Here is a 25161-nt window from a genome sequence, read left to right on the forward strand (position 1 = left end):
ACTTTCCAGACTCAGAAAGAAGTCGAATCCAACAATTTTTTCAGGTATTGCCCGTAGCCTGTTTTCTTGAGGGCCTCTGCCTGCTCGCTCAACTGATCCGACGTAATCCAGCCATTGTTGTATGCAATTTCTTCAAGGCACGCCACCTTCAAACCCTGGCGGTGTTCGATGGTGTGCACGAAATGGCTCGCCTCAAGCAGCGAGTCGTGAGTACCGGTATCCAGCCATGCAAAGCCTCGACCGAGCATTTCGACATTGAGGGTTTGTTGCTCGAGATAGGCACGGTTAACGTCTGTAATTTCCAGCTCGCCTCGCTCGGACGGCTTGATGCCCTTGGCAATATCGACAACCTGGTTATCGTAGAAATAAAGACCGGTGACAGCGTAACTGGATTTAGGCTTGAGCGGTTTTTCTTCGATGCTCAATGCCCGACCAGTCGCATCGAACTCAACGACGCCGAAACGCTCAGGATCAGAAACGTGATAACCGAAGACCGTCGCGCCTTTTTCCTGAGTGCTGGCGGAACGCAAGTTATCGGAGAAGTGCTGACCGTAAAATATGTTGTCACCGAGGATCAAACAGCACGGATCCTTACCGATGAACTCCTCACCGATAATGAAGGCCTGAGCCAAACCATCAGGACTTGGTTGTTCGGCGTAGGTCAGCTGAATACCGTAGCGGCTGCCGTCACCGAGCAGCTTGCGAAAGTTTGGCAGATCTTCAGGGGTGGAAATGATCAGGATTTCTCGCATACCTGCGAGCATGAGCACGGACAACGGATAAAAAATCATCGGTTTGTCATAGATCGGCAACATTTGCTTGGAAACACCCAACGTCAACGGGTGCAAGCGTGTTCCCGAACCACCGGCCAGAATAATTCCCTTTCGATTTGTCTTGATCATTTATTAAAAACTTCCATCAGCATTCTGTTTACGCCGCTTTGCCATTCCGGCAGGCGAAGGGCAAAATTATTTCGCAGTTTCTGGGTGTTCAGGCGTGAATTCAAGGGACGACGGGCCGGAGTCGGGTAGGCCGCCGACTCGATCGGGTTTACTTCAGTCACCTTCAATTGCTCGCCAATCTTTCGCGCGAACTCTATGACATGGGAAGCATAGCCGTGCCAGGAAACTTCACCACCGGCAACCAGATGGTAGATGCCCGCCAAATCGGCACTTTGCTTCACTTTCAAAATGGCGTGGGCAGTGACATCGGCAATCAGGTCAGCACCGGTTGGCGCACCCACCTGATCGAAAATCACATTTAACGCCTCACGCTCCCTGGCCAGACGCAACATGGTTTTCGCGAAGTTGTTGCCTCTGACGGAATAGACCCAGCTCGTACGAAAGATCAAGTGCGAACAGCCGGAAGCAACAATTGCCTCTTCGCCAGCGCGCTTGCTGATTCCGTATTGATTAAGGGGCGCAACAGGGTCATCTTCCTTCCAGGGAACATCACCCTCACCACTGAACACATAATCAGTAGAGTAGTGAACCAGCAAGGCATTCAGAGCCAATGCTTCATCCGCCATGACGGCGACTGCCTGGGTATTGATCAGGGCAGCGAGTTCCTTTTCGGACTCTGCTTTATCGACAGCGTTGTAGGCGGCAGCGTTGACTATCACGTCCGGCTTCAGATGCCGGATCGTTGCGCGCAACGCCTCCGGATCCGACAGATCGCCCTGCAGGCCGTTGAGCAGGTGGCGATCCAGCGAGATGAGTTCACCTAGCGGCGCCAGGGAGCGCTGCAGCTCCCAACCCACCTGACCATTTTTTCCAAGAAGAAGGATTCTCATGCTTTATTGGAGCGATCGCTGTAGTTCTGATGAATCCACTGCTGATAGCTGCCGCTTTTCACATGCTCGACCCACTGCGCGTTGTTCAAATACCATTCCACCGTCTTGCGAATACCGGTCTCGAAGGTTTCTTCTGGCGCCCAGCCGAGTTCACGCTGAATCTTGCTCGCATCGATCGCATAACGCTGATCATGTCCCGGACGATCCTGAACATAAGTAATCAAGCTTGCGTGCGGGCGATGAGCTGAGTCCGGACGGAGCTCATCCAGCAGCGCGCAAAGGGTTTGAACCACTTCGATGTTCTGCTTTTCGTTGTGACCACCAATGTTGTACGTCTCACCGATGACACCCTCGGTGACGACTTTGTACAGCGCACGTGCATGATCTTCTACGTACAACCAGTCACGCACTTGATTGCCCTTGCCGTAAACCGGCAGTGGCTTGCCTTCCAGTGCATTGAGAATGATCAGCGGAATCAACTTCTCAGGGAAGTGGCACGGACCATAGTTGTTCGAGCAGTTGGTGACCAGTGTCGGCAGGCCGTAGGTACGGGCCCAGGCACGAACCAGGTGGTCGGAGCTGGCCTTGCTGGCAGAGTATGGCGAGCTTGGCTGATAAGGCGTGGTCTCGGTGAAGAGATCTTCAGGGCCTTCGAGGTCGCCGTACACTTCATCAGTGGAAATGTGATGAAAGCGAAACGCGGCTTTGCGGGTATCGTCCAGCGCAGACCAGTATTGGCGTGCAGCTTCCAGCAACGTGTAGGTGCCGATGATATTGGTCTGGATGAATTCGGACGGACCGGAAATCGAACGGTCAACATGGGATTCAGCAGCCAAATGCATGATTGCATCCGGTTGGTGTTCCCGAAGGACACGATCAATTTGATCACGATCGCAGATATCGACACGCTCAAAGGCATAACGTGAGTTTTGACTAACTTCACCCAACGACTCAAGGTTGCCAGCGTAAGTCAGCTTGTCAACGTTCACGACAGCGTCGTTAGTGTTGGAAATGATATGACGGATGACTGCCGAGCCGATAAACCCGGCGCCGCCGGTTACTAGAATTTTCACGCGAAACCATACCCTTGAGCTACGGACCGCGCCCACAACGAGCGCAGCCTAATCCATGAATGCGAAAGCCGTCATAACCCAGGCCTCCGTCAGAGTCAGTCTGAATCAATGTGGTAACGATGCCACTATCGAACAAGGGCTGCATTTTACAGCTTAATTAACGTTTTACTAATGGATATAGACAGGCAGCGCCGCAAATTCGATGGATGTCCCGCGCCTGTCGTTTTCAGACAAGGCGCTTGCGCACAGCGCGGGACGAGCGTCCCAGAAACCAGCCCAGAACAGGACCGACAAGCATCCCAAGGAGCAGCGCGAGAACCATCACCAGAGATACTGGAAGTTGCGGCCCCGCCCAGCCAAGGAACATCAGCGAGATGGACTGCTGATTCTCCAGCACAAACGCCAGGATCACCAACATCAGTAAAAGAATGAAAACGCCAAGAAGCATGCGTTTGAGGTTACGCATGGGCAACCCCCTGAAAGGTCGTGGCTGTCAAACCCCCTCCTCCTCTTCTTCGTTCACGCGATCACGCAACTCTTTGCCCGGCTTGAAATGCGGAACAAACTTGCCGTCAAGGCTGACAGACTGACCAGTCTTCGGATTGCGGCCGACCCGCGGCGCACGATAGTGCAAGGAAAAGCTGCCAAAACCACGGATCTCGATCCGATCACCAGTGGCCAGACATTGGGACATTTGTTCAAGCATGGTCTTGATGGCCAGCTCCACATCCTTGGATGAGAGCAGCCCTTGATGGGTGACAATTCGTTCGATCAACTCCGACTTCGTCATATTTTTCCCTTCTTTTTCAAGCAGCTAGATCAGCGCTTGAAAGGTTTTAGCATGCCCGGAAGATTTTGAACAGCCCAGGGATTGACATATCTTCTTCAGCGTCAAAACGCCCGTTTTCAGGGCGAAAAACCATACATCCACGCCAGCAGACACTCAGCGACACATCACCAGCATGGTCCGAGTCACGTAGCCTGCGGGATTGAAGCCAAAAGGGAATTCATCTTCATCTTTCGCTTCATCAGATCGGGTGAGCACCTTATAACCTGCCCCCTTGCACTCCTTCGCCGCACGCTTTTGACATTTTTCCCAGCCCGACCCCAACCCCGAACAGTCGATCTCTATACCGCTGACACCACGCACCGCGTGGGTTTTGGCACTTGTGGTGCAACCCGCCAAAACCAGCACAGCCACGAGGAGAATAAACTTGTTCATCCACTTCCTTATGCCAGGCAACAGCCCGACTACTACACACCTAAGACCAAGCTTAGTCGCGAATAGGCGATTGATCCGATTAAAGAAACAGACCACCAAGCGAAGACTTTGGTTTCACACACAAGGAGCAATAGGGAATCCAGTACACCAAATCGCAGGCACAAAAAAGGGCGACCGAAGTCGCCCTTTTTAATGATCAGACAGAACTCAGTTCTGTTTGGCCATTGCTTGACGCAGCAGTGCCGCCATAGTGGTGTCAGCTGCTTCACCTTCCGGAGCTGCTTTCAGGCTCTGGATGGCTTCTTTCTCTTCAGCATCGTCTTTCGATTTGATCGACAGCTGGATTACGCGGCTCTTACGATCAACGCTGATGATCTTGGCTTCTACTTGCTGGCCTTCTTTCAGAACGTTGCGCGCGTCTTCAACGCGGTCACGGCTGATTTCGGAGGCTTTCAGAGTCGCTTCGATATCGTCGGCCAGAACGATGATGGCGCCTTTGGCGTCAACTTCTTTCACGGTGCCAGTAACGATTGCGCCTTTGTCGTTAACCGAGACGTACTCGGAGAACGGATCGCTTTCCAGTTGCTTGATACCCAGGGAGATACGCTCGCGCTCTGGGTCAACCGACAGGATAACGGTGTCCAGCTCGTCGCCCTTCTTGAAACGACGTACGGCTTCTTCGCCCACTTCGTTCCAGGAGATGTCGGACAGGTGAACCAGACCGTCGATGCCGCCGTCCAGACCAATGAAGATACCGAAATCGGTGATCGACTTGATGGTGCCGGAGATTTTATCGCCCTTGTTGAACTGGCCAGAGAAGTCTTCCCATGGGTTCGACTTGCACTGCTTGATGCCCAGGGAGATACGACGACGCTCTTCGTCGATGTCCAGAACCATAACTTCCACTTCGTCGCCGACTTGTACGACTTTCGAAGGGTGGATGTTCTTGTTGGTCCAGTCCATTTCCGAAACGTGTACCAGACCTTCAACGCCTTCTTCCAGCTCAGCGAAGCAGCCGTAGTCGGTCAGGTTGGTTACACGAGCGGTAACGCGAGTGCTTTCTGGGTAACGGGCTTTGATAGCAACCCATGGATCTTCGCCCAGTTGCTTCAGGCCCAGGGAAACACGATTGCGCTCGCGATCGTACTTCAGAACCTTGACGTCGATCTCGTCGCCAACATTGACGATTTCGGAAGGGTGCTTGATACGCTTCCACGCCATGTCGGTGATGTGCAGCAGGCCGTCCACGCCACCCAGATCGACGAATGCGCCGTAATCGGTGAGGTTTTTGACGATACCTTTGACTTGCTGGCCTTCTTGCAGGGATTCCAGCAGAGCTTCACGCTCGGCGGAGTTCTCGGCTTCCAGGACGCTGCGACGGGAAACGACAACGTTGTTGCGCTTCTGGTCCAGCTTGATGACCTTGAATTCCAGCTCTTTGCCTTCCAGGTGCGTGGTGTCGCGCACTGGACGGACGTCAACCAGGGAACCTGGCAGGAACGCACGGATGCCGTTAACGTCGACAGTGAAGCCGCCTTTAACCTTACCGTTGATAACGCCCTTGACCACTTCCTCAGCTGCGAAGGCTGCTTCCAGAACGATCCAGCATTCAGCGCGCTTGGCTTTTTCACGGGACAGCTTGGTTTCACCGAAACCGTCTTCAACCGAGTCCAGAGCAACGTGAACTTCGTCACCGACGTTGATGTTCAGTTCGCCAGCGTCGTTGTAGAACTGCTCCAGAGGGATCAGTGCTTCGGACTTCAGGCCAGCGTGAACGGTTACCCAGCGAGCTTGGTAATCGATATCAACGATAACACCGGTGATGATGGAGCCTGCCTGAAGGTTCAGGGTCTTTAGGCTTTCTTCAAAGAGTTCCGCAAAGCTTTCGCTCATTTTAATTCCTGTTGATTAGGGCGAAAAAGTACGCCCATCTCCACATCCCAGACGATGTGGGTTAGTTTCATTAAAAAGAAGCACCGCAGGACTATGACTGGTCCCCTGTGGCCTTCTTGGTCACCCGGCGATATCGCGAATGGCGATCTCGCTCATGATGCGTTCAAGCACCTGATCGATGGACAACTCCGTGGAATCCAGCTGTATCGCGTCGGCCGCCGGCTTGAGCGGGGCCACCGCTCGCTGGGTATCACGCTCATCGCGCGCACGAATCTCATCTAGCAGACTCGACAGACTAACACCCTCGACTTTGCCCTTCAACTGCAAATATCGACGGCGCGCCCGCTCCTCGGCACTGGCGGTCAGGAAAATCTTCAAGGGCGCATTCGGAAATACCACCGTTCCCATGTCGCGGCCATCGGCCACCAGGCCCGGCGTTTCCTGGAAAGCACGCTGGCGCTGCAGCAGCGCCTCACGCACGGCCGGCAATGCAGCCACCTGGGAAGCGCCGGAACCGACGCTCTCGGTGCGGATGACATCGCTGACTTCATCACCTTCCAGAATGATGCGTTGCAACTGACCGTCGGTCGCCGCGATGAACTGCACATCCAGATGAGCGGCCAGTTTCTTCAGCAGCTCTTCATTGGTCAGGTCGACACCATGGTTGTGCGCAGCAAACGCCAGCAAGCGATACAGCGCACCGGAATCCAGCAGGTTCCAGCCCAGACGCTTGGCCAGAATCCCGGCTACGGTGCCTTTGCCCGAGCCGCTTGGCCCATCGATGGTGATGACCGGAGCAATGTTGTTCACGACTGAGCCTCTTGCGCCACACGAATGCCGACCTGCGCGCACAGCGCCAGGAAGTTCGGGAACGATGTCGCGACGTTGGCGCAATCATGGATGCGGATCGGTGCAGTGGCGCGCAGCGAGGCCACGCTGAAAGCCATCGCGATACGGTGATCGCCATGACCATGCACTTCGCCGCCGCCAATCTGGCCGCCGTCGATGATGATGCCGTCCGGGGTCGGCTCGCACTTGACGCCCAGCGCCAGCAAACCGTCCGCCATGACCTGGATACGGTCCGATTCCTTGACCCGCAACTCTTCGGCGCCGGTCAGCACGGTGCGCCCTTCGGCACAGGCTGCCGCCACGAACAGTACCGGGAACTCGTCGATGGCCAGTGGAACCAGCGCTTCCGGAATCTCGATACCTTTGAGTTTAGCTGCTCGCACGCGCAGGTCTGCAACCGGCTCGCCGCCCACTTCACGCTGGTTTTCCAGGGTGATGTCGGCGCCCATCAAGCGCAGGATGTCGATCACACCGGTACGTGTCGGGTTGATACCGACGTGCTCGAGCACCAGCTCCGAACCTTCGGCGATCGACGCTGCCACCAGGAAGAACGCCGACGACGAGATGTCGCCCGGTACTTCGATGTGGGTCGCGGTCAGCTTGCCGCCGGACTCAACCGATGCCGTGGCACCATTGACACTTACCGGATAGCCGAAGCCGCGCAGCATGCGCTCGGTATGGTCACGGGTCGGCGCCGGCTCGGTCACGGTGGTCTTGCCTTCGGCGTACAGACCCGCCAGCAGCAGGCAGGATTTCACCTGGGCACTGGCCATCGGCATGGTGTAGGTCAGGCCTTTGAGCTTGTGACCGCCACGAATAGTCATCGGCGGACGACCTTCGGCAGCGGTTTCGATCACGGCGCCCATTTCCCGCAGCGGGTTGGCCACGCGATTCATCGGACGCTTGGACAGCGACGCATCACCGGTCAGAGTGCTGTCGAAATCCTGCGCGGCCAGCAGGCCGGACAGCAGACGCATCGAAGTGCCGGAGTTGCCCAGATAGATCGGGCCCGGCGCAGGTTTCAGGCCGTGCAGGCCGACACCGTGGATGGTCACGCGGCCGTGATGCGGGCCTTCGATGACCACGCCCATGTCGCGGAACGCCTGCAAGGTCGCCAGGGCATCTTCGCCCTCGAGGAAGCCTTCGACTTCAGTGACGCCTTCAGCCAGAGAACCGAGCATGATCGAACGGTGGGAAATCGATTTGTCACCTGGTACGCGAATCCGACCGGAGAGGCGGCCACCAGGTTGAGCCAGGAAAATCAGATCGTTGGAATTCATAGCGTCCACATAGGCCCTGCGGGCCAGGATTTTACTGAAATGCTCGCGGGCAACCCGGGCGCGCGTGAAGACGCCCAACAATTGGTGCCCATCCCCTGCATCGACCGCGTCGCGCAAGGCGTCGAGGTCGCTGCGAAATGTATCGAGTGTGCGCAGGACAGCCTCGCGGTTGGCGAGAAAGATGTCATGCCACATGACCGGGTCGCTTCCGGCGATTCTTGTGAAATCGCGAAAACCGCCCGCAGCGTAACGGAAGATCTCAAGGTTTTCATTGCGCTTGGCCAGCGAATCAACCAGACCGAAGGCCAGCAGGTGCGGCAGATGACTGGTCGCCGCCAGCACTTCATCGTGACGCTCGACCTGCATGTGCTCGACGTCGGCACCCAGCTCGCGCCACAAGCGATCAACCACTGCCAGCGCAGCCGGATCGGTCTGCTCCAGCGGGGTCAGAATCACCTTGTGACGACGAAACAGCTCTGAGTTGGAGGCTTCCACCCCGCTCTGCTCGGAACCGGCAATCGGATGACCCGGCACGAAACGCGCCGGCATGCCGCCGAACGCTTCGGTCGCCGCGCGCACCACATTGCCCTTGGCGCTGCCGACATCCGTCAGGATCGCCTGCCCCAGATCCATGCCAGCCAGACGGGCCAGCACTTTTTCCATGGCCAGGATCGGCACCGCCAACTGGATCACGTCCGCACCCTGGCAGACAGCCACCAGGTCTTCTTCGCAGCGATCCACCACACCCAACTCGACCGCCAGCTTGCGCGATTGCGGGTCGAGATCGACCCCGACCACTTCGCGGCACAGACCGCTCTCACGCAAGCCTTTGGCAAACGAACCACCGATCAACCCCAGACCGACCACCACCAGGCGCCCGATCATAGGTGCAGCAGATTGCAGCGCAGTGACATCACCCACGAGCCAGAACCTTGCGCAGCGCTTCGAGGAAGCGGCTGTTTTCCGCCGGCAGACCGATGGTCACCCGCAGATGGTTCGGCATGCCGTAGTTGGCCACCGGACGCACGATCACGCCTTCGCGCAGCAGGCCCTGGAACACCGGAGCCGCCACCTGACCGAGGTCGACGCAGATAAAGTTGCCCTTGGACGGAATCCAGCTCAGGCCCAGCTCGCGGAAACCCGCTTCCAGCTGTTGCATGCCGGACTCGTTGAGCTGACGGCTCTGCGCCAGATATTCCTCGTCCTTCAGCGCCGCACACGCCGCGGCCAAGGCCAGGCTGTTGACGTTGAACGGCTGACGTACGCGATTCAGCACATCCGCCACCACTGGCGTGGACAAACCGTAGCCAACCCGCAGGGCCGCCAGACCATAGGCCTTGGAGAAGGTGCGCGAGACCAGCAGGTTCGGGTAAGCCGCGAGGAAATCCAGACCATCCGGCAGATCGCTGCCTTCGGCGTATTCGATGTAAGCCTCGTCCAGCACCACCAGCACGTGCTCCGGCACGTCCTGCAGGAACTCGTCCAGCGCCTCGGCGCCGAACCAGGTACCGGTCGGGTTATTCGGGTTGGCGATGAACACGACGCGAGTGTTGGCGTCGATGGCGGCCAGCATCGCTGGCAGGTCATGCCCCCAATCCTTGGCCGGAACGACTTTGGCCTGAGCACCGACCGCCTGGGTCGCAATCGGATAGACCGCGAACGCGTGCTCACTGAACACGGCATTCAGGCCCGGCGCCAGGTAGGCGCGCGCCACCAGCTCGAGAATGTCATTGGAGCCGTTGCCCAGGGTGACCTGGTTCAGCTCGACACGGCACTGCTCGGCCAGCAGGGATTTCAGTGCGAAACCGTTACCGTCCGGATAGCGGGTCAGTTCGTCCAGCGCTTCGCGGATCGCGGCCAGCGCCTTCGGGCTGGCGCCCAGCGGGTTTTCGTTGCTCGCCAGTTTGACGATGCTCGCCGGATCCAGATCCAGTTCGCGAGCCAGTTCGTCCACGGGCTTGCCCGGAACGTATGGCGAAAGTTGTTGCACGCCCGGCTGTGCCAGAGCGAGGAAGTTGCCACTCATTGCTACCACCCCTTAAAGAACTGCTTTCGGGTAGGAACCCAGCACCTTGAGTGCTACTGCTTCCTGACTGATCTTTTCCAGCACACCCTTGATCAGCGGATCACGGTGATGGCCGACGAAGTCGATGAAGAACACGTAGGTCCATTTACCGCTGCGCGACGGACGGGTTTCGATCCGGGTCAGGTCGATCCCGTTGTCATGGAACGGCACCAGCAGCTCATGGAGCGCGCCGGGCTTGTTGCTCATGGACACGATGATCGACGTCTTGTCGTCGCCGGTCGGCGGCACTTCCTGGTTACCGATCATCAGGAAGCGCGTGGAGTTGTCCGGACGATCCTCGATCTTCTCGGCCAGACGGGTCAGGCCATACAGCCCGGCCGCCATGTCACCGGCGATCGCCGCCGAGTTCCACTCACCCTTGACCCGCTTGGCCGCTTCGGCGTTGCTGGACACCGCCACGCGCTCGACATTCGGGTAATGGGCGTCCAGCCACTTGCGGCACTGGGCCAGCGACTGGGCGTGGGAATAAATGCGGCTGATGCTGTCGGTCTTGGTGTTTTCACCTACCAGCAGATGGTGGTGAATCCGCAGCTCGACTTCGCCACAGATGACCATGTCGTGCTCGAGGAAGCTGTCGAGGGTGTGGTTGACCGCACCTTCGGTGGAGTTCTCCACCGGCACCACGCCAAAATTCACCGCACCGGCCGCCACTTCGCGGAACACTTCGTCGATCGCTGCCATCGGCTTGCTGATCACCGCGTGACCGAAGTGCTTCATGGCCGCCGCTTGCGTGAAGGTGCCTTCCGGACCGAGGTAGGCTACTTTCAGCGGGTTCTCGAGGGCGAGGCACGAGGACATGATTTCGCGGAACAGCCGCGCCATCTCTTCGTTGCCCAGCGGCCCCTTGTTGCGTTCCATCACGCGCTTGAGGACCTGCGCCTCGCGCTCCGGACGATAGAACACCGGCTGCTCGCCTTCGGCCAGACTGGCCATCTTGACCCGTGCAACCTCTTCGGCACAGCGTGCACGATCGCTGATCAGCTGGAGGATCTTCTCATCGAGGTTGTCGATGCGAACGCGCAGCGCCTTGAGCTCCTGCTCGGACATCAGGAATGCTCCTTCTCGAATTCAGCCATGTAACCAACCAGAGCCTCAACCGCATCCAGGCCCAGGGCGTTATAGATCGAGGCACGCATGCCGCCGACCGAACGATGCCCCTTGAGGTTGAGCAGGCCGCGAGCATCGGCGCCGGCCAGGAACGCCTTGTCCAGACGCTCGTCAGCCAGGCGGAACGGCACGTTCATCCACGAGCGGGCGTTGATGCTGATCGGGTTGGTGTAGAAATCGCTGTTGTCGATGAAGCCGTACAGGCGATCTTTCTTCGCCTTGTTGCGCTGCTCCATCGCGGCGACACCGCCCTGCTCCTTCAGCCACTCGAAAACGAGGCCCGAGAGGTACCAGGAATAGGTGGCCGGGGTGTTGTACATCGAACCGTTGTCGGCCGAGACCTTGTAGTCGAGCATGGTCGGGCACGAACTGCGGGCGCGGCCCAACAGGTCCTCACGGACGATCACCACCACCAGACCGCTCGGGCCGATGTTCTTCTGCGCACCGGCGTAGATCAGACCGTACTGCGACACATCGATCGGGCGCGAGAGGATATCGGAGGACATGTCGACCACCAGCGGAACGTCACCGGCCTCGGGAACCCAGTCAAACTGCAGGCCACCGATGGTTTCGTTGGACGCATAGTGCAGATAGGCCGCACCCGGGGTCAGCTTCCACTCGTTCTGACCAGGAATGGCCAGGTAGTCATAAGGCTTGGCGCTGGCGGCAACGTTGATGTTGCCGAAGCGACGCGCTTCCTCGATGGCTTTCTTCGACCAGATGCCGGTTTCGACATAGTCGGCAGTGCCGTTCTCGGGCAGCAGGTTCAGCGGAATCTCGGCGAACTGCTGGCTCGCGCCGCCCTGCAGGAACAGCACTTTGTAATTGGAGGGGATGGACAGCAGGTCGCGCAGGTCCTGTTCGGCTTTCTCGGCAATGGCCACGTAGTCATCACTACGATGGCTCATTTCCATGACCGACAGACCCTTGCCGTGCCAGTCGAGCAGCTCGGACTGGGCACGCAACAGGACAGCTTCAGGCAGCGCAGCGGGACCTGCGCAGAAGTTAAAGGCTCGTTTGCTCACATCCACTCTCGCTATGCAATCACGGTAGCGGACAGAGCAAACACTCTGCCCTGCTACGGTTTGGTTAGTCTTGCGACTCTTCTTCGTCTGCGGCGTCCGCCTGCAGGTTGTCGACGGCATCGTCCGGTTCGGCGCCGATCACGCCTTCTTCCAGCTCGACACCTTCTTCACCCTCAAACTCTTCACCCTCGACTTCCGAAGGTTCCTGGACCCGCTCCAGACCAACCAGGGTTTCATCCTTGGCCAGCTTGATCAGGGTCACGCCCTGGGTGTTACGACCCAGACTGGAGACTTCGTCGACACGGGTACGCACCAGCGTGCCCTGGTCGGAAATCAGCATGATCTCTTCACCATCCTGCACCTGAACCGCGCCGACCAGACGGCCGTTACGTTCGTTGCTGACCATGGCGATAACGCCCTGACCGCCACGCTTGTATTCAGGGAACTCGGTGATCGCCGTGCGCTTGCCGTAGCCGCGCTCGGAAGCCGTCAGGATTTCGCTGCCTTCTTCCGGGATCAGCATGGAAATCAGCTTCTGCCCTTCCGGCAGACGCATGCCACGCACACCGCGAGCGGTACGACCCATGGCGCGGACTTCGGATTCCTTGAAGCGCGTCACCTTGCCGCCGTCGGAGAACAGCATGATTTCCTGCTCGCCATCGGTGATGGCAGCGGAGATCAGGATGTCGCCTTCGTCCAGCTCCAGCGCGATCAGACCGACGCTGCGCTGACGGCTGAAGGCCACCAGCGGGGTCTTCTTGACGGTACCGTTGGCGGTCGACATGAAGATGAACGGTGCCTTCTTGCGGTCGGCAGCCTTGATACGTGCCTTGCGCTCTTCTTCGGTTTCGTTGCTGTTTTCGATTTCTTCTACATCAGCCTCGGCGCCTTCGGCTTCTTCTTCATCAGCCTGACGCTTCATGGCTTCGAGATCGACCGGCAGCATGGTGGTGATGTATTCACCGTCATCCAGCGGCAGCAGGTTGACCAGCGGACGACCACGGGCGGCGCGGGACGCTTCCGGAATCTCGTAGGTCTTGAGCCAGTACACCTTGCCCTTGCTGGAGAACAGCAACAGCGTGGTGTGGCTGTTGGCAACCAGCAGGTGAGCGATGTAGTCCTCATCTTTCACGCCGGTAGCCGATTTGCCTTTACCGCCACGACGCTGGGCCTGGTACGCAGCCAGCGGCTGGGTCTTGGCATAGCCGCCGTGGGAAATGGTCACGACGCGCTCTTCTTCCGGGATCATGTCACCCAGGGTCAGGTCGAGGCGCGCATCGAGAATCTCGGTGCGGCGCACGTCGCCGTATTCGGCGCGGATCACTTCCAGTTCTTCGCGGATCACTTCCATCAGGCGCACGGCGCTGTTGAGGATGCGGATCAGCTCGCCGATCTGGTTGAGGATCTCTTGATACTCGGCCAGCAGCTTTTCGTGCTCCAGGCCGGTCAGGCGGTGCAGACGCAGTTCCAGAATGGCTTGCGCCTGTTCCGGCGACAGGAAGTACTTGCCTTCACGCAGACCGTATTGCGGATCGAGGTTTTCCGGACGGCACGAATCGGCACCGGCACGCTCGACCATCGCGACCACCGCCGAGGACTCCCACGGCGTGCTGACCAGCGCTTCCTTGGCTTCCGACGGCGTCGGCGAAGCCTTGATCAGCGCGATCACCGGGTCGATGTTCGACAGGGCTACCGCCTGACCTTCGAGGATGTGGCCACGCTCACGAGCCTTGCGCAGTTCGAACACGGTACGGCGGGTAACGACTTCGCGACGGTGACGGACGAAGGCTTCCAGCAGATCCTTGAGGTTCAGGATGCGTGGACGACCGTCGATCAGCGCAACGATGTTGATGCCGAATACCGATTGCAGCTGGGTCTGGGCGTAGAGGTTGTTGAGGATCACCTCAGGCACTTCGCCGCGACGCAGCTCGATCACGACGCGCATACCGTCCTTGTCGGACTCGTCGCGCAGTTCGGTGATGCCTTCGAGTTTCTTCTCTTTTACCAGCTCGGCGATCTTCTCGATCAGACGCGCCTTGTTCAGCTGGTAAGGCAGCTCGGTGATGACGATCTGCTGACGGCCACCGACCTTGTCGATGTCTTCGATGATCGAACGGGCGCGCATGTAAATGCGGCCACGGCCGGTGCGGTAGGCTTCGATGATGCCGGCGCGACCGTTGATGATCGCGGCGGTCGGGAAGTCCGGACCGGGAATGTATTGCATCAGCTCATCGACGGTCAGCTCGGGATTGTCGATGAGGGCCAGGCAACCGTCGATGACTTCACCGAGGTTGTGCGGCGGAATGTTGGTCGCCATACCCACGGCGATACCACTGGAACCGTTGACCAGCAGGTTCGGAACGCGGGTCGGCATGACCGCCGGGATCAGTTCGGTGCCGTCGTAGTTCGGCACCCAGTCCACGGTTTCCTTGTGCAGGTCGGCCAGCAGCTCGTGCGCCAGCTTGGTCATGCGCACTTCGGTGTATCGCATGGCCGCGGCGTTGTCGCCGTCCACCGAACCGAAGTTGCCCTGACCGTCCACCAGCAGATAACGCAGCGAGAATGGCTGCGCCATACGAACGATGGTGTCGTACACCGCGGTATCACCGTGCGGGTGATACTTACCGATCACGTCACCGACGACACGGGCAGATTTCTTGTACGGCTTGTTGAAGTCGTTGCCCAGCTCGCTCATCGCGAACAGCACGCGACGGTGCACGGGCTTCAAGCCATCGCGCGCATCCGGCAGTGCACGGCCGACGATCACGCTCATCGCGTAATCGAGATAGGACTGTTTCAGCTCGTCTTCGATATTGACCGGGAGGATTTCTTTGGCCAGTTCGCCCATGAGAAGCCTGATTCCTTTTTCTGGTGAAACTTCGCCATATCCATAGGGGACGCACGAAGCTCGTCGATGCAGGCTGAGTGCCATGCGCCGACTTACGACAAATCAACAAGTTGACCCTGGATTTGCGCAGTGAAGACAACCCCGTGGGACTGCCTCGGAAAACGCCGGATGTTATCACAAGAGCCGCCACGCACCTATCCCCCAGATGCGCATGGAGCATAGTTAGATGACCGATGACAGGCTTAACGGGGACGAGAGAGGCTCAGAGCTTCTCCGAATGCAAATTTCGAGACGAAATTGCGGATGTTTATTGACTTTCAAGGCCCCATCGCTGGCAAGCCGGCTCCCACAGGATCCGTATCGGACACAAAACCTGTAGGAGCCAGCCTGCTGGCGATGGCCATTTAGCGGGCAGTGAACACCCTTAATGCAGGCGCTTGCGGCACATCAACTGGGCCATTTTCGCGGTGTCCGGGCGCTCGACGATGCCCTTTTCGGTGACGATCGCATCGATCAGGTCCGCCGGCGTCACGTCAAATACCGGGTTGAACGCTTCGACATCCGCCCCGACGCGCTTGCCGCCGACTTCCAGCAACTCGGCGCCGTCGCGCTCCTCGATCGGAATGTCATCACCGCTGGCCAGATTCATGTCGATGGTCGAACTCGGTGCCACCACCATGAAACGCACGCCGTGGTGCATGGCGTTGACCGCCAGTTGATAGGTACCGATCTTGTTCGCCACGTCGCCGTTGGCGGTGATCCGGTCGGCGCCGACGATGACCCAGGTCACGCCTTTGGTTTTCATGATGTGCGCGGCAGCCGAGTCGGCATTGAGCGTTACCGGAATGCCTTCGTTGGCCAGCTCCCACGCGGTCAGGCGCGAGCCCTGCAGCCACGGCCGGGTTTCGTCGGCGTAGACGCGCTCGACCATACCCTCGATGAACGCTGCGCGGATCACCCCGAGCGCCGTGCCGAAACCGCCGGTGGCCAGGGCGCCGGTGTTGCAGTGGGTCAGGATCGCCTGAGCATTGCCCTGATGTTTGCGGATCAGGTCGACGCCGAGCTGAGCCATGGTCAGGTTGGCTTCACGATCGCTTTCATGAATGGCGATGGCTTCGGCTTCGAGCGCCGCCAGCGGATCGGCGTTGTCCTTCAGGCGATCCAGCCGGTCATGCATGCGGTTCAACGCCCAGAACAGGTTGACCGCGGTCGGACGGGAATCGGCCAACAGCATGAAATCCTCTTCCAGCGCCGCATACCAGTCGCCACCTTCGGCAATCCGGGTACGGGCCGCCAGCACGATGCCGTACGCAGCACTGATGCCGATCGCCGGCGCACCGCGCACCACCATCGAGCGAATCGCTTCGGCCACGCCGGCGGCGCTGGTGTAGGCGATCCAGTTTTCCTCGAATGGCAAAACGCGCTGATCCAGCAGGTAGAGCGCGCCATCACGCCAATCGATGGCCTTCACTTTCTCCGCAGCCAACAGTCGATCGCGCATCCCTCACCCCGCACTCATGAACAAAAGCCGCCGATTATAGCGATCCCCCCGCGAAGACGCTCGGGTATACTTCGCCATCCTTTACAAAAGCACTGGAACCGACCCTCGATGCCGAAACCTGCCATTGCGCTCGACTTATTATTGCTGCCGACCTGGCTGGTACCCGTCGAACCCGCAGGCGTTGTGCTCAAGGAGCATGGCCTGGGCATCCGCGACGGCCGCATCGTGTTCATCGGCCCGCGCGCCGAAGCCTTGAAGTGTAACGCCGCCGAAGTCCGCGAATTGCCGGACGTGCTGCTCAGCCCCGGCCTGATCAACGCTCATGGCCATGCCGCCATGACCCTGTTCCGCGGCCTCGCTGACGATCTGCCGTTGATGACCTGGCTGGAAAACCATATCTGGCCCGCCGAAGGCAAATGGGTCGATGAAGATTTCGTGCGTGACGGCACTGACCTGGCCATCGCCGAGCAGATAAAAGGTGGCATCACCTGTTTCTCGGACATGTATTTCTTCCCGAAGGTTGCCAGTGAGCGCGTGCACAACAGCGGAATCCGTGCGCAGATCGCCATTCCGATCCTCGATTTCCCGATTCCGGGCGCTGCCAGCGCCGATGAAGCCATTCGTCAGGGCGTCGAACTGTTCGGCGATCTGAAGCATCACGAACGTATCAAGATTACCTTTGGCCCTCACGCACCCTACACCGTCGGCGATGAGAACCTGGAAAAAATCCGCGTGATCGCCGAAGAGCTGGACGCCTCGATCCACATGCATGTTCACGAAACCGCCTTCGAAGTGCAGCAAGCGGTCGAACAGCGCGGCGAACGCCCGCTGGCCCGCCTCGGCCGACTTGGCCTGCTCGGGCCGCGCTTCCAGGCCGTGCACATGACCCAGATCAGCGATGACGACCTGGCGTTGCTGGTAGAAAGCAACACCAATGTGATCCATTGCCCGGAGTCGAACCTGAAACTGGCCAGCGGCTTCTGCCCGGTCGAGCGCCTGTGGCAGGCCGGGGTCAACGTCGCGATCGGCACCGATGGCGCGGCGAGCAACAATGATCTGGACCTGCTGGGCGAAACCCGCACGGCTGCACTGTTGGCCAAGGCTGTTGCTGGCTCGGCCACCGCGCTGGACGCCCATCGGGCGCTGCGCATGGCCACGCTGAACGGCGCGCGGGCCTTGGGGATCGAAGCCGAGACCGGCTCCCTGGAACTCGGCAAAGCCGCGGACATTGTCGCGTTCGACCTGTCCGGCCTGGCACAACAACCGGTCTATGACCCGGTCTCGCAGCTCATATACGCCACCGGCCGGGACTGCGTGAAACACCTGTGGGTCGCCGGCAAGCAATTACTCGACGACCGGCGCCTGACGCGCCTGGACGAACAGCAGCTGGGCGAAACCGCCCGGGCCTGGGGCCGTCGCATCAGCGGCCACACCGAATCGTAAACACCCCGGGGCAAACTCCGGGGCTACAGCCTTTTTCAAGTTTTAGAGGATTGAATCATGAGCAACGTCGACCACGCCGAAATCGCCAAATTCGAAGCACTGGCCCATCGCTGGTGGGACCGCGAAAGCGAGTTCAAACCGCTGCACGACATCAACCCGCTGCGGGTCAACTGGATTGACGAGCGCGTCAACCTGGCTGGCAAGAAAGTCCTCGACGTCGGTTGCGGCGGCGGCATCCTCAGCGAAGCCATGGCCCAACGCGGCGCGACCGTGACCGGCATCGACATGGGCGAAGCGCCGCTGGCGGTCGCACAACTGCATCAGCTGGAATCCGGCGTGAACGTCGAATACCGGCAGATCACCGCCGAAGCCCTGGCCGAAGAAATGCCCGAGCAGTTCGACGTTGTCACCTGCCTGGAAATGCTCGAACACGTGCCGGACCCATCGTCGGTGATCCGCGCCTGCTTCCGCATGGTCAAGCCTGGTGGCCAGGTGTTCTTCTCCACCATCAACCGCAACCCGAAGGCGTACCTGTTCGCCATCGTCGGCGCCGAGTACATCATGAAGTTGCTGCCACGCGGCACCCACGACTTCAAGAAATTCATCCGCCCATCCGAGCTGGGTGCGTGGAGCCGCATGGCCGGCCTCACCGTCAAGGACATCATCGGTCTGACCTACAACCCGCTGACCAAGCACTACAAGCTGGCGGCGGACGTTGACGTCAACTACATGATCCAGACCCTGCGCGAGGAGTAAGCCGATGGCCATCAGAGCAGTCCTTTTCGACATGGACGGCACGCTGCTCGACACCGCGCCGGATTTCATCGCCATTTGCCAGGCGATGCGCGCGGATCGCGGTTTGCCGCCAATGAACGACAAGCACATCCGCGACGAAATCTCCGGCGGCGCCAAGGCCATGGTCGCAGTGACGTTTTCGATGGATCCGGAATCACCGGGCTTCGAGGAGTTACGCCTTGAGTTCCTCGAACGCTACCTCGCCGGCTGCGCCGTGCACAGCAAGCTGTTCGACGGCATGGGCGAATTGCTGGCCGACATCGAAAAAGCCAATCTGGTCTGGGGCGTGGTCACCAACAAGCCATTGCGCTTCGCCGAACCGATCATGCAGCAACTGGGGCTGGCCGAGCGCTCGGCCCTGCTGATCTGCCCGGATCACGTGAAGAACAGCAAACCGGATCCCGAGATGCTGATCCTCGCCTGCAAGATGCTTGATCTGGATCCATCGAGCGTTCTGTTTATCGGCGATGATCTGCGCGATATCGAATCCGGCCGTGACGCGGGCACCAGGACCGCTGCCGTGACCTACGGCTACATTCACCCGGACGACAACCCGCGGCACTGGGGCGCGGACGTGGTGGTGGATCATCCGCTGGAGTTGCGCAAGGTGCTGGATAACGCACTCTGCAGTTGCTGAATCGTGTCCACTGCATTCCCATGCCGGTCGTGGGACTGATCAGAAGTTAATGGATTAGAGGTTTTATATGTTTGATTACTCCGCTCGCCCCGAATTGCTCAAGGATCGGGTCATTCTGGTCACCGGTGCCGGTCGCGGCATCGGTGCGGCGGCCGCCAAGACCTACGCGGCCCACGGTGCGACCGTGTTGCTGCTGGGCAAGACCGAAGCCAACCTGACCCAGGTCTACGACGAGATCGAAGCGGCCGGGCATCCGCAGCCGGCGGTGATCCCGTTCAACCTCGAAACCGCCCTGCCCCATCAATACGATGAGCTGGCGGCGATGATCGAGACCGAGTTCGGCCACCTCGACGGTCTGCTGCACAACGCCTCGATCATCGGCCCGCGCACGCCGATCGAACAGCTGTCCGGTGAAAACTTCATGCGCGTCATGCAGGTCAACGTCAACGCGATGTTCATGCTGACCAGCACCCTGCTGCCGCTGCTCAAACTGTCCCAGGATGCCTCGGTGGTGTTCACCTCCAGCAGCGTCGGGCGCAAGGGCCGCGCGTACTGGGGCGCCTATGGCGTGTCCAAGTTCGCCACCGAAGGGCTGATGCAAACCCTGGCCGACGAAGTCGAAAACGTCGCCCCGGTGCGTTCCAACAGCATCAACCCGGGCGCCACCCGCACCAGCATGCGCGCTCAGGCTTACCCGGGCGAAAACCCGCTGAACAACCCGACTCCGGAAGAGATCATGCCGGTCTATCTGTACCTGATGGGCCCGGACAGCACGGGTATCAACGGCCAGGCATTCAACGCTCAGTAGTGCCATACGTCGCATTTGTTGCCGCGGCGGATTCCCGTCGCGGCAGGCATTTGCCGCTTTGCGCAGGCCAGTTTCAGTCAAATAACCACCACCTCTCTCCTCACACAAAACTCAAGCCTTTGATTCGCAACGGTTTTAATAAAACCTGAACTGAATGGCACGACTTTCGCTCTACATTCCCTGAAAGCACGCCGAGTGAAGGCAGTCGGGCAAGGCCTGATTCGATAGCTGACTAATCGTCATCGGGCAGACTAAACTTACGCCAAATGTCCTACGGGACTGATGGATCAGTATGACGCGCAGCCCATAGCCGCTCTCACCCAGCCTGTAAGACAGACTTACTGCTTAGGGGCTCACGCCATATGAAATCACCCTCCCAGACCACTGCAATTGACTTCGATAGTGCCAAATTGCAACGCCTGGGCTTTGGTCAGCTGCCTCCGCTTCTGGAGCGACCTGTCAGCCTGGCGCAATTGCGCCAGCAAATGAGCCTGCAACTGCAAACCAGCCTTGAGCCCCAACGTATCCTGGGTCTGTTCTTCCGCGAAGTTCAGCGTCTGGTGCCGCTCGATGCCTTGAGCTATGTGCACAGCGGTAGCGACTTGCGCCTGGAATTCGGTGCCCGTGGTCATCATTCCGCCAGCTACAGCCTCAGCCACGACGGCGAGCACATGGGCGAACTGGTGTTTCGCCGCAACCAGCGTTTCAGCGAGCAGGAACTGGGCAATCTGGAATCGCTCCTGTCGTCCCTGCTGTACCCGATGCGCAATGCGTTGCTCTATCGTGTCGCGACGCAAACCGCGCTGCGTGATCCATTGACCGGCGCCGGCAACCGCATCGCCATGGAGCAGACCCTGCAGCGGGAAATCGAGATGTCGCGTCGACACCTGCAACCGTTGTCGCTGCTGATGCTGGACATCGACCATTTCAAACAGGTCAACGACAGCCATGGCCACACGGCCGGCGATGAAGTGCTCAAAGCCGTCGCGGCATCGATCAAGGACCAGTTGCGCAACGTCGACATGGTATTTCGCTATGGCGGGGAAGAGTTCCTGATCCTGCTGTCCAACACCAGCCGCGAAGCCGCCGCGATGGTTGGCGAACGCCTGCGCTATGCAGCACAAGCCCAGGACTACTACGCCGATGGCCAGTTGATCGAACTGACCGTGAGCCTCGGTTGTTCGACCCTGCTGCCGGGCGAGTCCGCCGACAGCCTGCTGCGCCGCGCCGACAGCGCGCTGTACGTGGCCAAGCGCGAGGGGCGCAATCGCCTGACAATGGCCGGCTGAGCCTTATCAGGCCAATAAAAAACGGGAGCACACAGGCTCCCGTTTTTTTATGGATGTCGCCGAAACTAGCTCTCGACCAGCGCCCGTCGCTCGCGCCCGACCAGCACCCGCTCCGTCAACTCGAGCTGCATGCAGCGCTCGAGGAACAGGTACATGTAGTCATAGCTCTTGCACACGGCCTGGCGCAGTTCCGCCTGCAAGGCCCGACTCGGGTTCATCCCGGCCAGGGTGCAGATGATTTCCAGCGCTTCCCACGGGTGGGCATCATCGTACTGGGCGTGCATCTTCAGCCACTTCATCGCCCGCTTTCGGTCCTCTTCAGGGAAGGCGGCGGCGTACACACCGGTCGAACAGACCAGCGCCGACCACTCCCCGGTCGCGCCTTCGATGGCATAGTTGGTGGCGGCGATGGCCACGATCAGCGAATCCGCCGAACTGGTGTGCCAGCACCAGTGACTCAGGGCGTGCAATTCCGGCGGCACTTGCTGGGCCTGCAGGTCTTCCAGGCTCACGCCGTGGGCCCGACTCCAGTTCACCCAGTAATCGGCATGGTTGAGTTCGACGCGGATGTTGCGCATCAGCCAGCGCCGCGCCATGTCTTCACCCGGGTGACGGGCGAACTTGGTCTTGGTGAGATTCTGCGCCATGTACAACGCGAACTGCTCAACGACGGGCCAGCCCCCGATCAGGTACTGGCGCATGGTCTTGGCGCTGAGCTTGTTATCACGCATGCGCAGGTAAAGTTCATGTTCGACAACCCGGCGTTTGCTCTCGCTGCAATCCTGAATCAACTGTTGTGCCCAGGCAGGATAACTTGCAGCTTCCATGAGTGGTCCGGTTCGGTTGAATGTGTCGATCACTGTTCGGCTCCTTTTGATTTGTGATTGTAAGGATCGGCGAGAGACTTCAACGGAACGTGCCAGGCGCCTTGAACAACAGCGGCTGCGGTCTGGCGGGCCGACTTTGCAAACTGTCGCAGGTAAACAATTGCGGGCGTTCGATGACATAACCCTGAGCGTAATCGACGCCGATTTCAAGCAATGCCTGCTCGATCTGGGCTGTTTCGACAAACTCGGCAATTGTCTGCTTACCCATGACATGCCCGATGTGGTTGATCACTTCGACCATAGCGCGGTTAATCGGGTCGTCCAGCATATCCTTTACGAAACTCCCGTCGATCTTCAGGAAGTCTACAGGCAAATGTTTCAAATAAGCGAATGAAGACATTCCGGCGCAAAAGTCGTCCAATGAGAAGTAACAACCCAAGCCTTTGAGTTCATTAATAAATCGGATAGCACTGCCGAGATTTGCAATGGCGCTGGTTTCTGTAATTTCAAAACAAATCATTTCAGGCGGAACGGAATAGTTATCAAACTGTTCGCGCAGAAAGTGCAAGAACGCGTCATCTCCGATAGTAATGCCTGAAAGATTAATCGCACACATTGCCAGAGGCCGTTCGCACTCTTCGTTAATACATTGAGCAATTACCTTAAATACATTCTGCACAACCCAGCGATCGAGTGACGTCATCAAACCGTAACGCTCGGCCGCCGGTATGAAACTGTCCGGCAGAATCATCCGACCCGCCTCGTCATGCAGGCGCAACAGAATTTCAATGTGCCCGCCCGCGCCACCGGCAACCGAACCCAACGGGGCGATTTCCTGGGCATAGAGACAGAAGCGGTTTTCCTCCAGGGCCATGTGCAGGCGCTGTACCCAGGCCATCTCGCCGAAACGCAGGGACAGCTCCGAGTCGTCGGCATGGTAGACCTGCACCCGGTTGCGGCCCTTTTCCTTGGCCATGTAGCAGGCCATGTCGGCCGCCCGCAGCGAGGCTTCAAGAGTGGTCGGTGTTTGCGCGACATGCACCAGACCAATGCTGACAGTGGTCAGGAACGGCCGCCCCTTCCAGACGAAATGCAGGTTCTGTACGGTCTGGCGAAGGCTCTCGGCGATCTTCTCGGCCGCCTCCGGTGCGCAGTTCTCCAGCAAGATGCCGAACTCGTCGCCGCCCAGTCGCGCCAGTGTGTCGCCCTCGCGCAGGCCTGATTGCAGCAACGCACAGATATGTCGCAGCAACTCATCGCCCGCCGCATGCCCGCAGGTGTCATTGACCAGTTTGAACTGATCGAGATCGAGGAACATCAGCGCATGTCGCCCGGGCTGCCGGGTCAGATTGTGCAAGGCCTGCTCGAGGCGATACTCGAACTCGCGGCGGTTGGCCAGGCCGGTCAACGCATCGTGAGTGGCCTGCCATGAAAGATTGGCGATGTATTGCCGCTCCTGCGTCATGTCGTGCAACACCAGCACCGTCCCGCTGACCTTGCCCGCATTGCGGATCGGCGCGCCGACCAGAGTCACCGAAACGGTGCTGCCGTCCAGTCGCTGGATCAGCTTCGAGTGTTCGCTGCCGCCGGTGAGCTGACCACTGAGAATGTGCTCGATCAGGGTCAGCCCTTCGGTCTGGGCATTGTCATCCAGCAAATTGAACAACGCCGCCAGCGGCAGACCGGCAGCCTGCTCGGCCTTCCAGTGTGTCAACGCCTCGGCGGCCGGGTTCATGTAGTCGATCGCACCGCTCACATCGGTGGTGATTACCCCATCGCCAATCGAATGCAGCGTGACATGCGCGCGATCCTTTTCCAGTTGCAGTGCTTCGGCGAAGGCATGCCGCTGCTTCAGCAGTTTGCGGGTGCGCAGCAGCGCCAGCACGATCAGGCCCAGCGCCGTGGCGAGGTTGGTGAATAACAGCAGACGCAGGATTACCCGCGAACCCTCACCCAACGCATCACTGAAAGCCTTGGCGGCAGGCGTCACGCCATCGTTGATCGCAAAGATCCGGTCTTTCCAGCGCCGGATATCGGCATCAGTGGCGGCATTGGCGGTGATGCCTCGGTGCATCTCCTGCGCCACGTCATCGAGCTCCACCAGGTAGGCATCGCCCAGCGTCCAGCGGTCGATGGCGGTTTCCAGATAACTGAAGTGACGGAAATTCAGGTACAGCCAGATCAGGCTGGAGACATCGTCCGGGTGGTTGCCGCCCTTGAGGATGCCCTCGCGCGCCGCTTGCAGGTCGGGCGGTTGCTTGTCCAGTGCCAGGCGCAACTGATGGCCGCCCTGAGGCACGGCGATTGCGTTCTGGTATTTGAGATAAATCGCCTCGTCGCGGCTGTCCGCGTAGAGGTTGAGGTAATAGATTGCGTCTTTCTGACCCTTGGACCAGAGGCTCTCGCCCGCGACATACCCGCGAACGGCCGACAGGACGTAGAGACTCACGCCTCCCAGCAAGGCTTGAAACAACACGACGGCGATGAATGGCCAGACGATGCCCAGCAACCGAGGCGTTCCGAGAGTCCGCTTTTGCTTCATGGAGTTCCTTGCGTGGTCACTGCCTGATTGTCCGTCTCTATCAGACCAACCTCCAAAGACTAGGAGGCGTTCGGGGTTCCGGCAAGCGGCGGATCCGCCTCAGTTCAGGACAAACGCCGGATAGACATATGTACAGCCACGGCC

At 59.2% G+C, this 25161-nt stretch carries 21 protein-coding genes; 5 read left to right on the top strand and 16 right to left on the bottom strand.

Going from position 1 to position 25161, the window contains the following annotated elements:
* Nucleotides 1-11 precede the first annotated feature (11 nt).
* From rfbA to mtnA, 14 genes are all read right to left on the bottom strand, one after another.
* The gene (rfbA, locus tag AC1RR7_RS25555; RefSeq protein WP_102620479.1) at nt 12-902 is read right to left on the bottom strand and encodes a glucose-1-phosphate thymidylyltransferase RfbA; all 891 of its coding nucleotides are present in this window, start codon (nt 900-902) and stop codon (nt 12-14) included.
* Nucleotides 899-1792: a dTDP-4-dehydrorhamnose reductase gene (gene rfbD / locus AC1RR7_RS25560; protein ID WP_114884651.1), complete on the bottom strand. Its 894-nt coding sequence runs from the start codon at nt 1790-1792 to the stop codon at nt 899-901. The genes rfbA and rfbD overlap by 4 nt, the downstream gene beginning before the upstream one ends.
* Complete coding sequence (gene rfbB / locus AC1RR7_RS25565; RefSeq protein ID WP_493158681.1) at nt 1789-2865, bottom strand: dTDP-glucose 4,6-dehydratase; 1077 nt, start codon at nt 2863-2865, stop codon at nt 1789-1791. The genes rfbD and rfbB overlap by 4 nt, the downstream gene beginning before the upstream one ends.
* Nucleotides 2866-3091: 226 nt before the next feature.
* Nucleotides 3092-3331 carry a lipopolysaccharide assembly protein LapA domain-containing protein gene (locus tag AC1RR7_RS25570; RefSeq protein WP_102620482.1) on the bottom strand — a complete coding sequence of 80 codons (240 nt, stop codon included), beginning with the start codon at nt 3329-3331 and terminating at the stop codon, nt 3092-3094.
* 27 nt (nt 3332-3358) lie between these two features.
* A complete protein-coding gene (ihfB, locus tag AC1RR7_RS25575) occupies nt 3359-3655 on the bottom strand; it encodes an integration host factor subunit beta (protein WP_003189779.1) in 297 nt (98 codons plus the stop codon).
* A gap of 153 nt (nt 3656-3808) precedes the next feature.
* Nucleotides 3809-4087, bottom strand: coding sequence for a hypothetical protein (locus AC1RR7_RS25580; protein ID WP_102620483.1), 279 nt, complete (start codon nt 4085-4087; stop codon nt 3809-3811).
* A gap of 207 nt (nt 4088-4294) precedes the next feature.
* Nucleotides 4295-5980: a 30S ribosomal protein S1 gene (gene rpsA / locus AC1RR7_RS25585; protein ID WP_007950918.1), complete on the bottom strand. Its 1686-nt coding sequence runs from the start codon at nt 5978-5980 to the stop codon at nt 4295-4297.
* 120 nt (nt 5981-6100) lie between these two features.
* The gene (cmk, locus tag AC1RR7_RS25590; RefSeq protein WP_007950916.1) at nt 6101-6790 is read right to left on the bottom strand and encodes a (d)CMP kinase; all 690 of its coding nucleotides are present in this window, start codon (nt 6788-6790) and stop codon (nt 6101-6103) included.
* Complete coding sequence (locus AC1RR7_RS25595) at nt 6787-8994, bottom strand: bifunctional prephenate dehydrogenase/3-phosphoshikimate 1-carboxyvinyltransferase (RefSeq protein WP_493158719.1); 2208 nt, start codon at nt 8992-8994, stop codon at nt 6787-6789. Before AC1RR7_RS25595 ends, cmk begins: the two co-directional genes overlap by 4 nt.
* A 28-nt stretch (nt 8995-9022) precedes the next feature.
* Nucleotides 9023-10135 (bottom strand): histidinol-phosphate transaminase, encoded by a 1113-nt coding sequence (gene hisC, locus AC1RR7_RS25600; RefSeq protein WP_007950914.1) that lies wholly within the window; start codon nt 10133-10135, stop codon nt 9023-9025.
* 12 nt (nt 10136-10147) lie between these two features.
* A complete protein-coding gene (gene pheA / locus AC1RR7_RS25605; protein WP_007950913.1) occupies nt 10148-11242 on the bottom strand; it encodes a prephenate dehydratase in 1095 nt (364 codons plus the stop codon).
* A complete protein-coding gene (gene serC / locus AC1RR7_RS25610) occupies nt 11242-12327 on the bottom strand; it encodes a 3-phosphoserine/phosphohydroxythreonine transaminase (protein ID WP_096821019.1) in 1086 nt (361 codons plus the stop codon). The genes pheA and serC overlap by 1 nt, the downstream gene beginning before the upstream one ends.
* Before the next feature lie 64 nt (nt 12328-12391).
* Nucleotides 12392-15175, bottom strand: a complete 2784-nt coding sequence (gene gyrA / locus AC1RR7_RS25615) for a DNA gyrase subunit A (RefSeq protein ID WP_096821018.1) — start codon at nt 15173-15175, stop codon at nt 12392-12394.
* 424 nt (nt 15176-15599) lie between these two features.
* The gene (gene mtnA / locus AC1RR7_RS25620) at nt 15600-16676 is read right to left on the bottom strand and encodes an S-methyl-5-thioribose-1-phosphate isomerase (RefSeq protein WP_102620487.1); all 1077 of its coding nucleotides are present in this window, start codon (nt 16674-16676) and stop codon (nt 15600-15602) included.
* A gap of 108 nt (nt 16677-16784) precedes the next feature.
* Here mtnA and AC1RR7_RS25625 point away from each other — a divergent pair, with 108 nt between their 5' ends.
* The 5 genes from AC1RR7_RS25625 to AC1RR7_RS25645 all read left to right on the top strand — a co-directional run bounded on the left by AC1RR7_RS25625 (nt 16785) and on the right by AC1RR7_RS25645 (nt 21648).
* The gene (locus AC1RR7_RS25625; protein ID WP_493158682.1) at nt 16785-18119 is read left to right on the top strand and encodes a TRZ/ATZ family hydrolase; all 1335 of its coding nucleotides are present in this window, start codon (nt 16785-16787) and stop codon (nt 18117-18119) included.
* A gap of 57 nt (nt 18120-18176) precedes the next feature.
* Nucleotides 18177-18875, top strand: coding sequence for a bifunctional 2-polyprenyl-6-hydroxyphenol methylase/3-demethylubiquinol 3-O-methyltransferase UbiG (gene ubiG / locus AC1RR7_RS25630; RefSeq protein WP_007950906.1), 699 nt, complete (start codon nt 18177-18179; stop codon nt 18873-18875).
* A gap of 4 nt (nt 18876-18879) precedes the next feature.
* Nucleotides 18880-19551, top strand: coding sequence for an N-acetylmuramic acid 6-phosphate phosphatase MupP (mupP, locus tag AC1RR7_RS25635; protein WP_169431383.1), 672 nt, complete (start codon nt 18880-18882; stop codon nt 19549-19551).
* A gap of 67 nt (nt 19552-19618) precedes the next feature.
* Nucleotides 19619-20359: a YciK family oxidoreductase gene (locus AC1RR7_RS25640; protein ID WP_007950904.1), complete on the top strand. Its 741-nt coding sequence runs from the start codon at nt 19619-19621 to the stop codon at nt 20357-20359.
* A 362-nt stretch (nt 20360-20721) separates the two neighbouring features.
* A complete protein-coding gene (locus AC1RR7_RS25645) occupies nt 20722-21648 on the top strand; it encodes a GGDEF domain-containing protein (protein ID WP_096821014.1) in 927 nt (308 codons plus the stop codon).
* A gap of 65 nt (nt 21649-21713) precedes the next feature.
* Here AC1RR7_RS25645 and AC1RR7_RS25650 read toward each other — a convergent pair whose 3' ends face one another.
* Entirely contained in the window at nt 21714-22475 is a 762-nt protein-coding gene (locus AC1RR7_RS25650) for an iron-containing redox enzyme family protein (protein WP_219737125.1), read from the bottom strand.
* 79 nt (nt 22476-22554) lie between these two features.
* Complete coding sequence (locus tag AC1RR7_RS25655; RefSeq protein ID WP_493158683.1) at nt 22555-25017, bottom strand: EAL domain-containing protein; 2463 nt, start codon at nt 25015-25017, stop codon at nt 22555-22557.
* Nucleotides 25018-25161: the final 144 nt, after the last annotated feature.

This window comes from Pseudomonas sp. GW821-FHT11G12 (genome assembly GCF_058808055.1).

Coding starts and splice junctions, on each gene's coding strand:
- rfbA (WP_102620479.1), bottom strand. CDS start 902: ATGATCAAGACAAATCGAAAGGGAATTATTCTGGCCGGTGGTTCGGGA.
- rfbD (WP_114884651.1), bottom strand. CDS start 1,792: ATGAGAATCCTTCTTCTTGGAAAAAATGGTCAGGTGGGTTGGGAGCTG.
- AC1RR7_RS25570 (WP_102620482.1), bottom strand. CDS start 3,331: ATGCGTAACCTCAAACGCATGCTTCTTGGCGTTTTCATTCTTTTACTG.
- ihfB (WP_003189779.1), bottom strand. CDS start 3,655: ATGACGAAGTCGGAGTTGATCGAACGAATTGTCACCCATCAAGGGCTG.
- AC1RR7_RS25580 (WP_102620483.1), bottom strand. CDS start 4,087: ATGAACAAGTTTATTCTCCTCGTGGCTGTGCTGGTTTTGGCGGGTTGC.
- rpsA (WP_007950918.1), bottom strand. CDS start 5,980: ATGAGCGAAAGCTTTGCGGAACTCTTTGAAGAAAGCCTAAAGACCCTG.
- AC1RR7_RS25595 (WP_493158719.1), bottom strand. CDS start 8,994: ATGATCGGGCGCCTGGTGGTGGTCGGTCTGGGGTTGATCGGTGGTTCG.
- hisC (WP_007950914.1), bottom strand. CDS start 10,135: ATGAGTGGCAACTTCCTCGCTCTGGCACAGCCGGGCGTGCAACAACTT.
- pheA (WP_007950913.1), bottom strand. CDS start 11,242: ATGTCCGAGCAGGAGCTCAAGGCGCTGCGCGTTCGCATCGACAACCTC.
- gyrA (WP_096821018.1), bottom strand. CDS start 15,175: ATGGGCGAACTGGCCAAAGAAATCCTCCCGGTCAATATCGAAGACGAG.
- mtnA (WP_102620487.1), bottom strand. CDS start 16,676: ATGCGCGATCGACTGTTGGCTGCGGAGAAAGTGAAGGCCATCGATTGG.
- AC1RR7_RS25625 (WP_493158682.1), top strand. CDS start 16,785: ATGCCGAAACCTGCCATTGCGCTCGACTTATTATTGCTGCCGACCTGG.
- ubiG (WP_007950906.1), top strand. CDS start 18,177: ATGAGCAACGTCGACCACGCCGAAATCGCCAAATTCGAAGCACTGGCC.
- mupP (WP_169431383.1), top strand. CDS start 18,880: ATGGCCATCAGAGCAGTCCTTTTCGACATGGACGGCACGCTGCTCGAC.
- AC1RR7_RS25640 (WP_007950904.1), top strand. CDS start 19,619: ATGTTTGATTACTCCGCTCGCCCCGAATTGCTCAAGGATCGGGTCATT.
- AC1RR7_RS25645 (WP_096821014.1), top strand. CDS start 20,722: ATGAAATCACCCTCCCAGACCACTGCAATTGACTTCGATAGTGCCAAA.
- AC1RR7_RS25650 (WP_219737125.1), bottom strand. CDS start 22,475: ATGGAAGCTGCAAGTTATCCTGCCTGGGCACAACAGTTGATTCAGGAT.
- AC1RR7_RS25655 (WP_493158683.1), bottom strand. CDS start 25,017: ATGAAGCAAAAGCGGACTCTCGGAACGCCTCGGTTGCTGGGCATCGTC.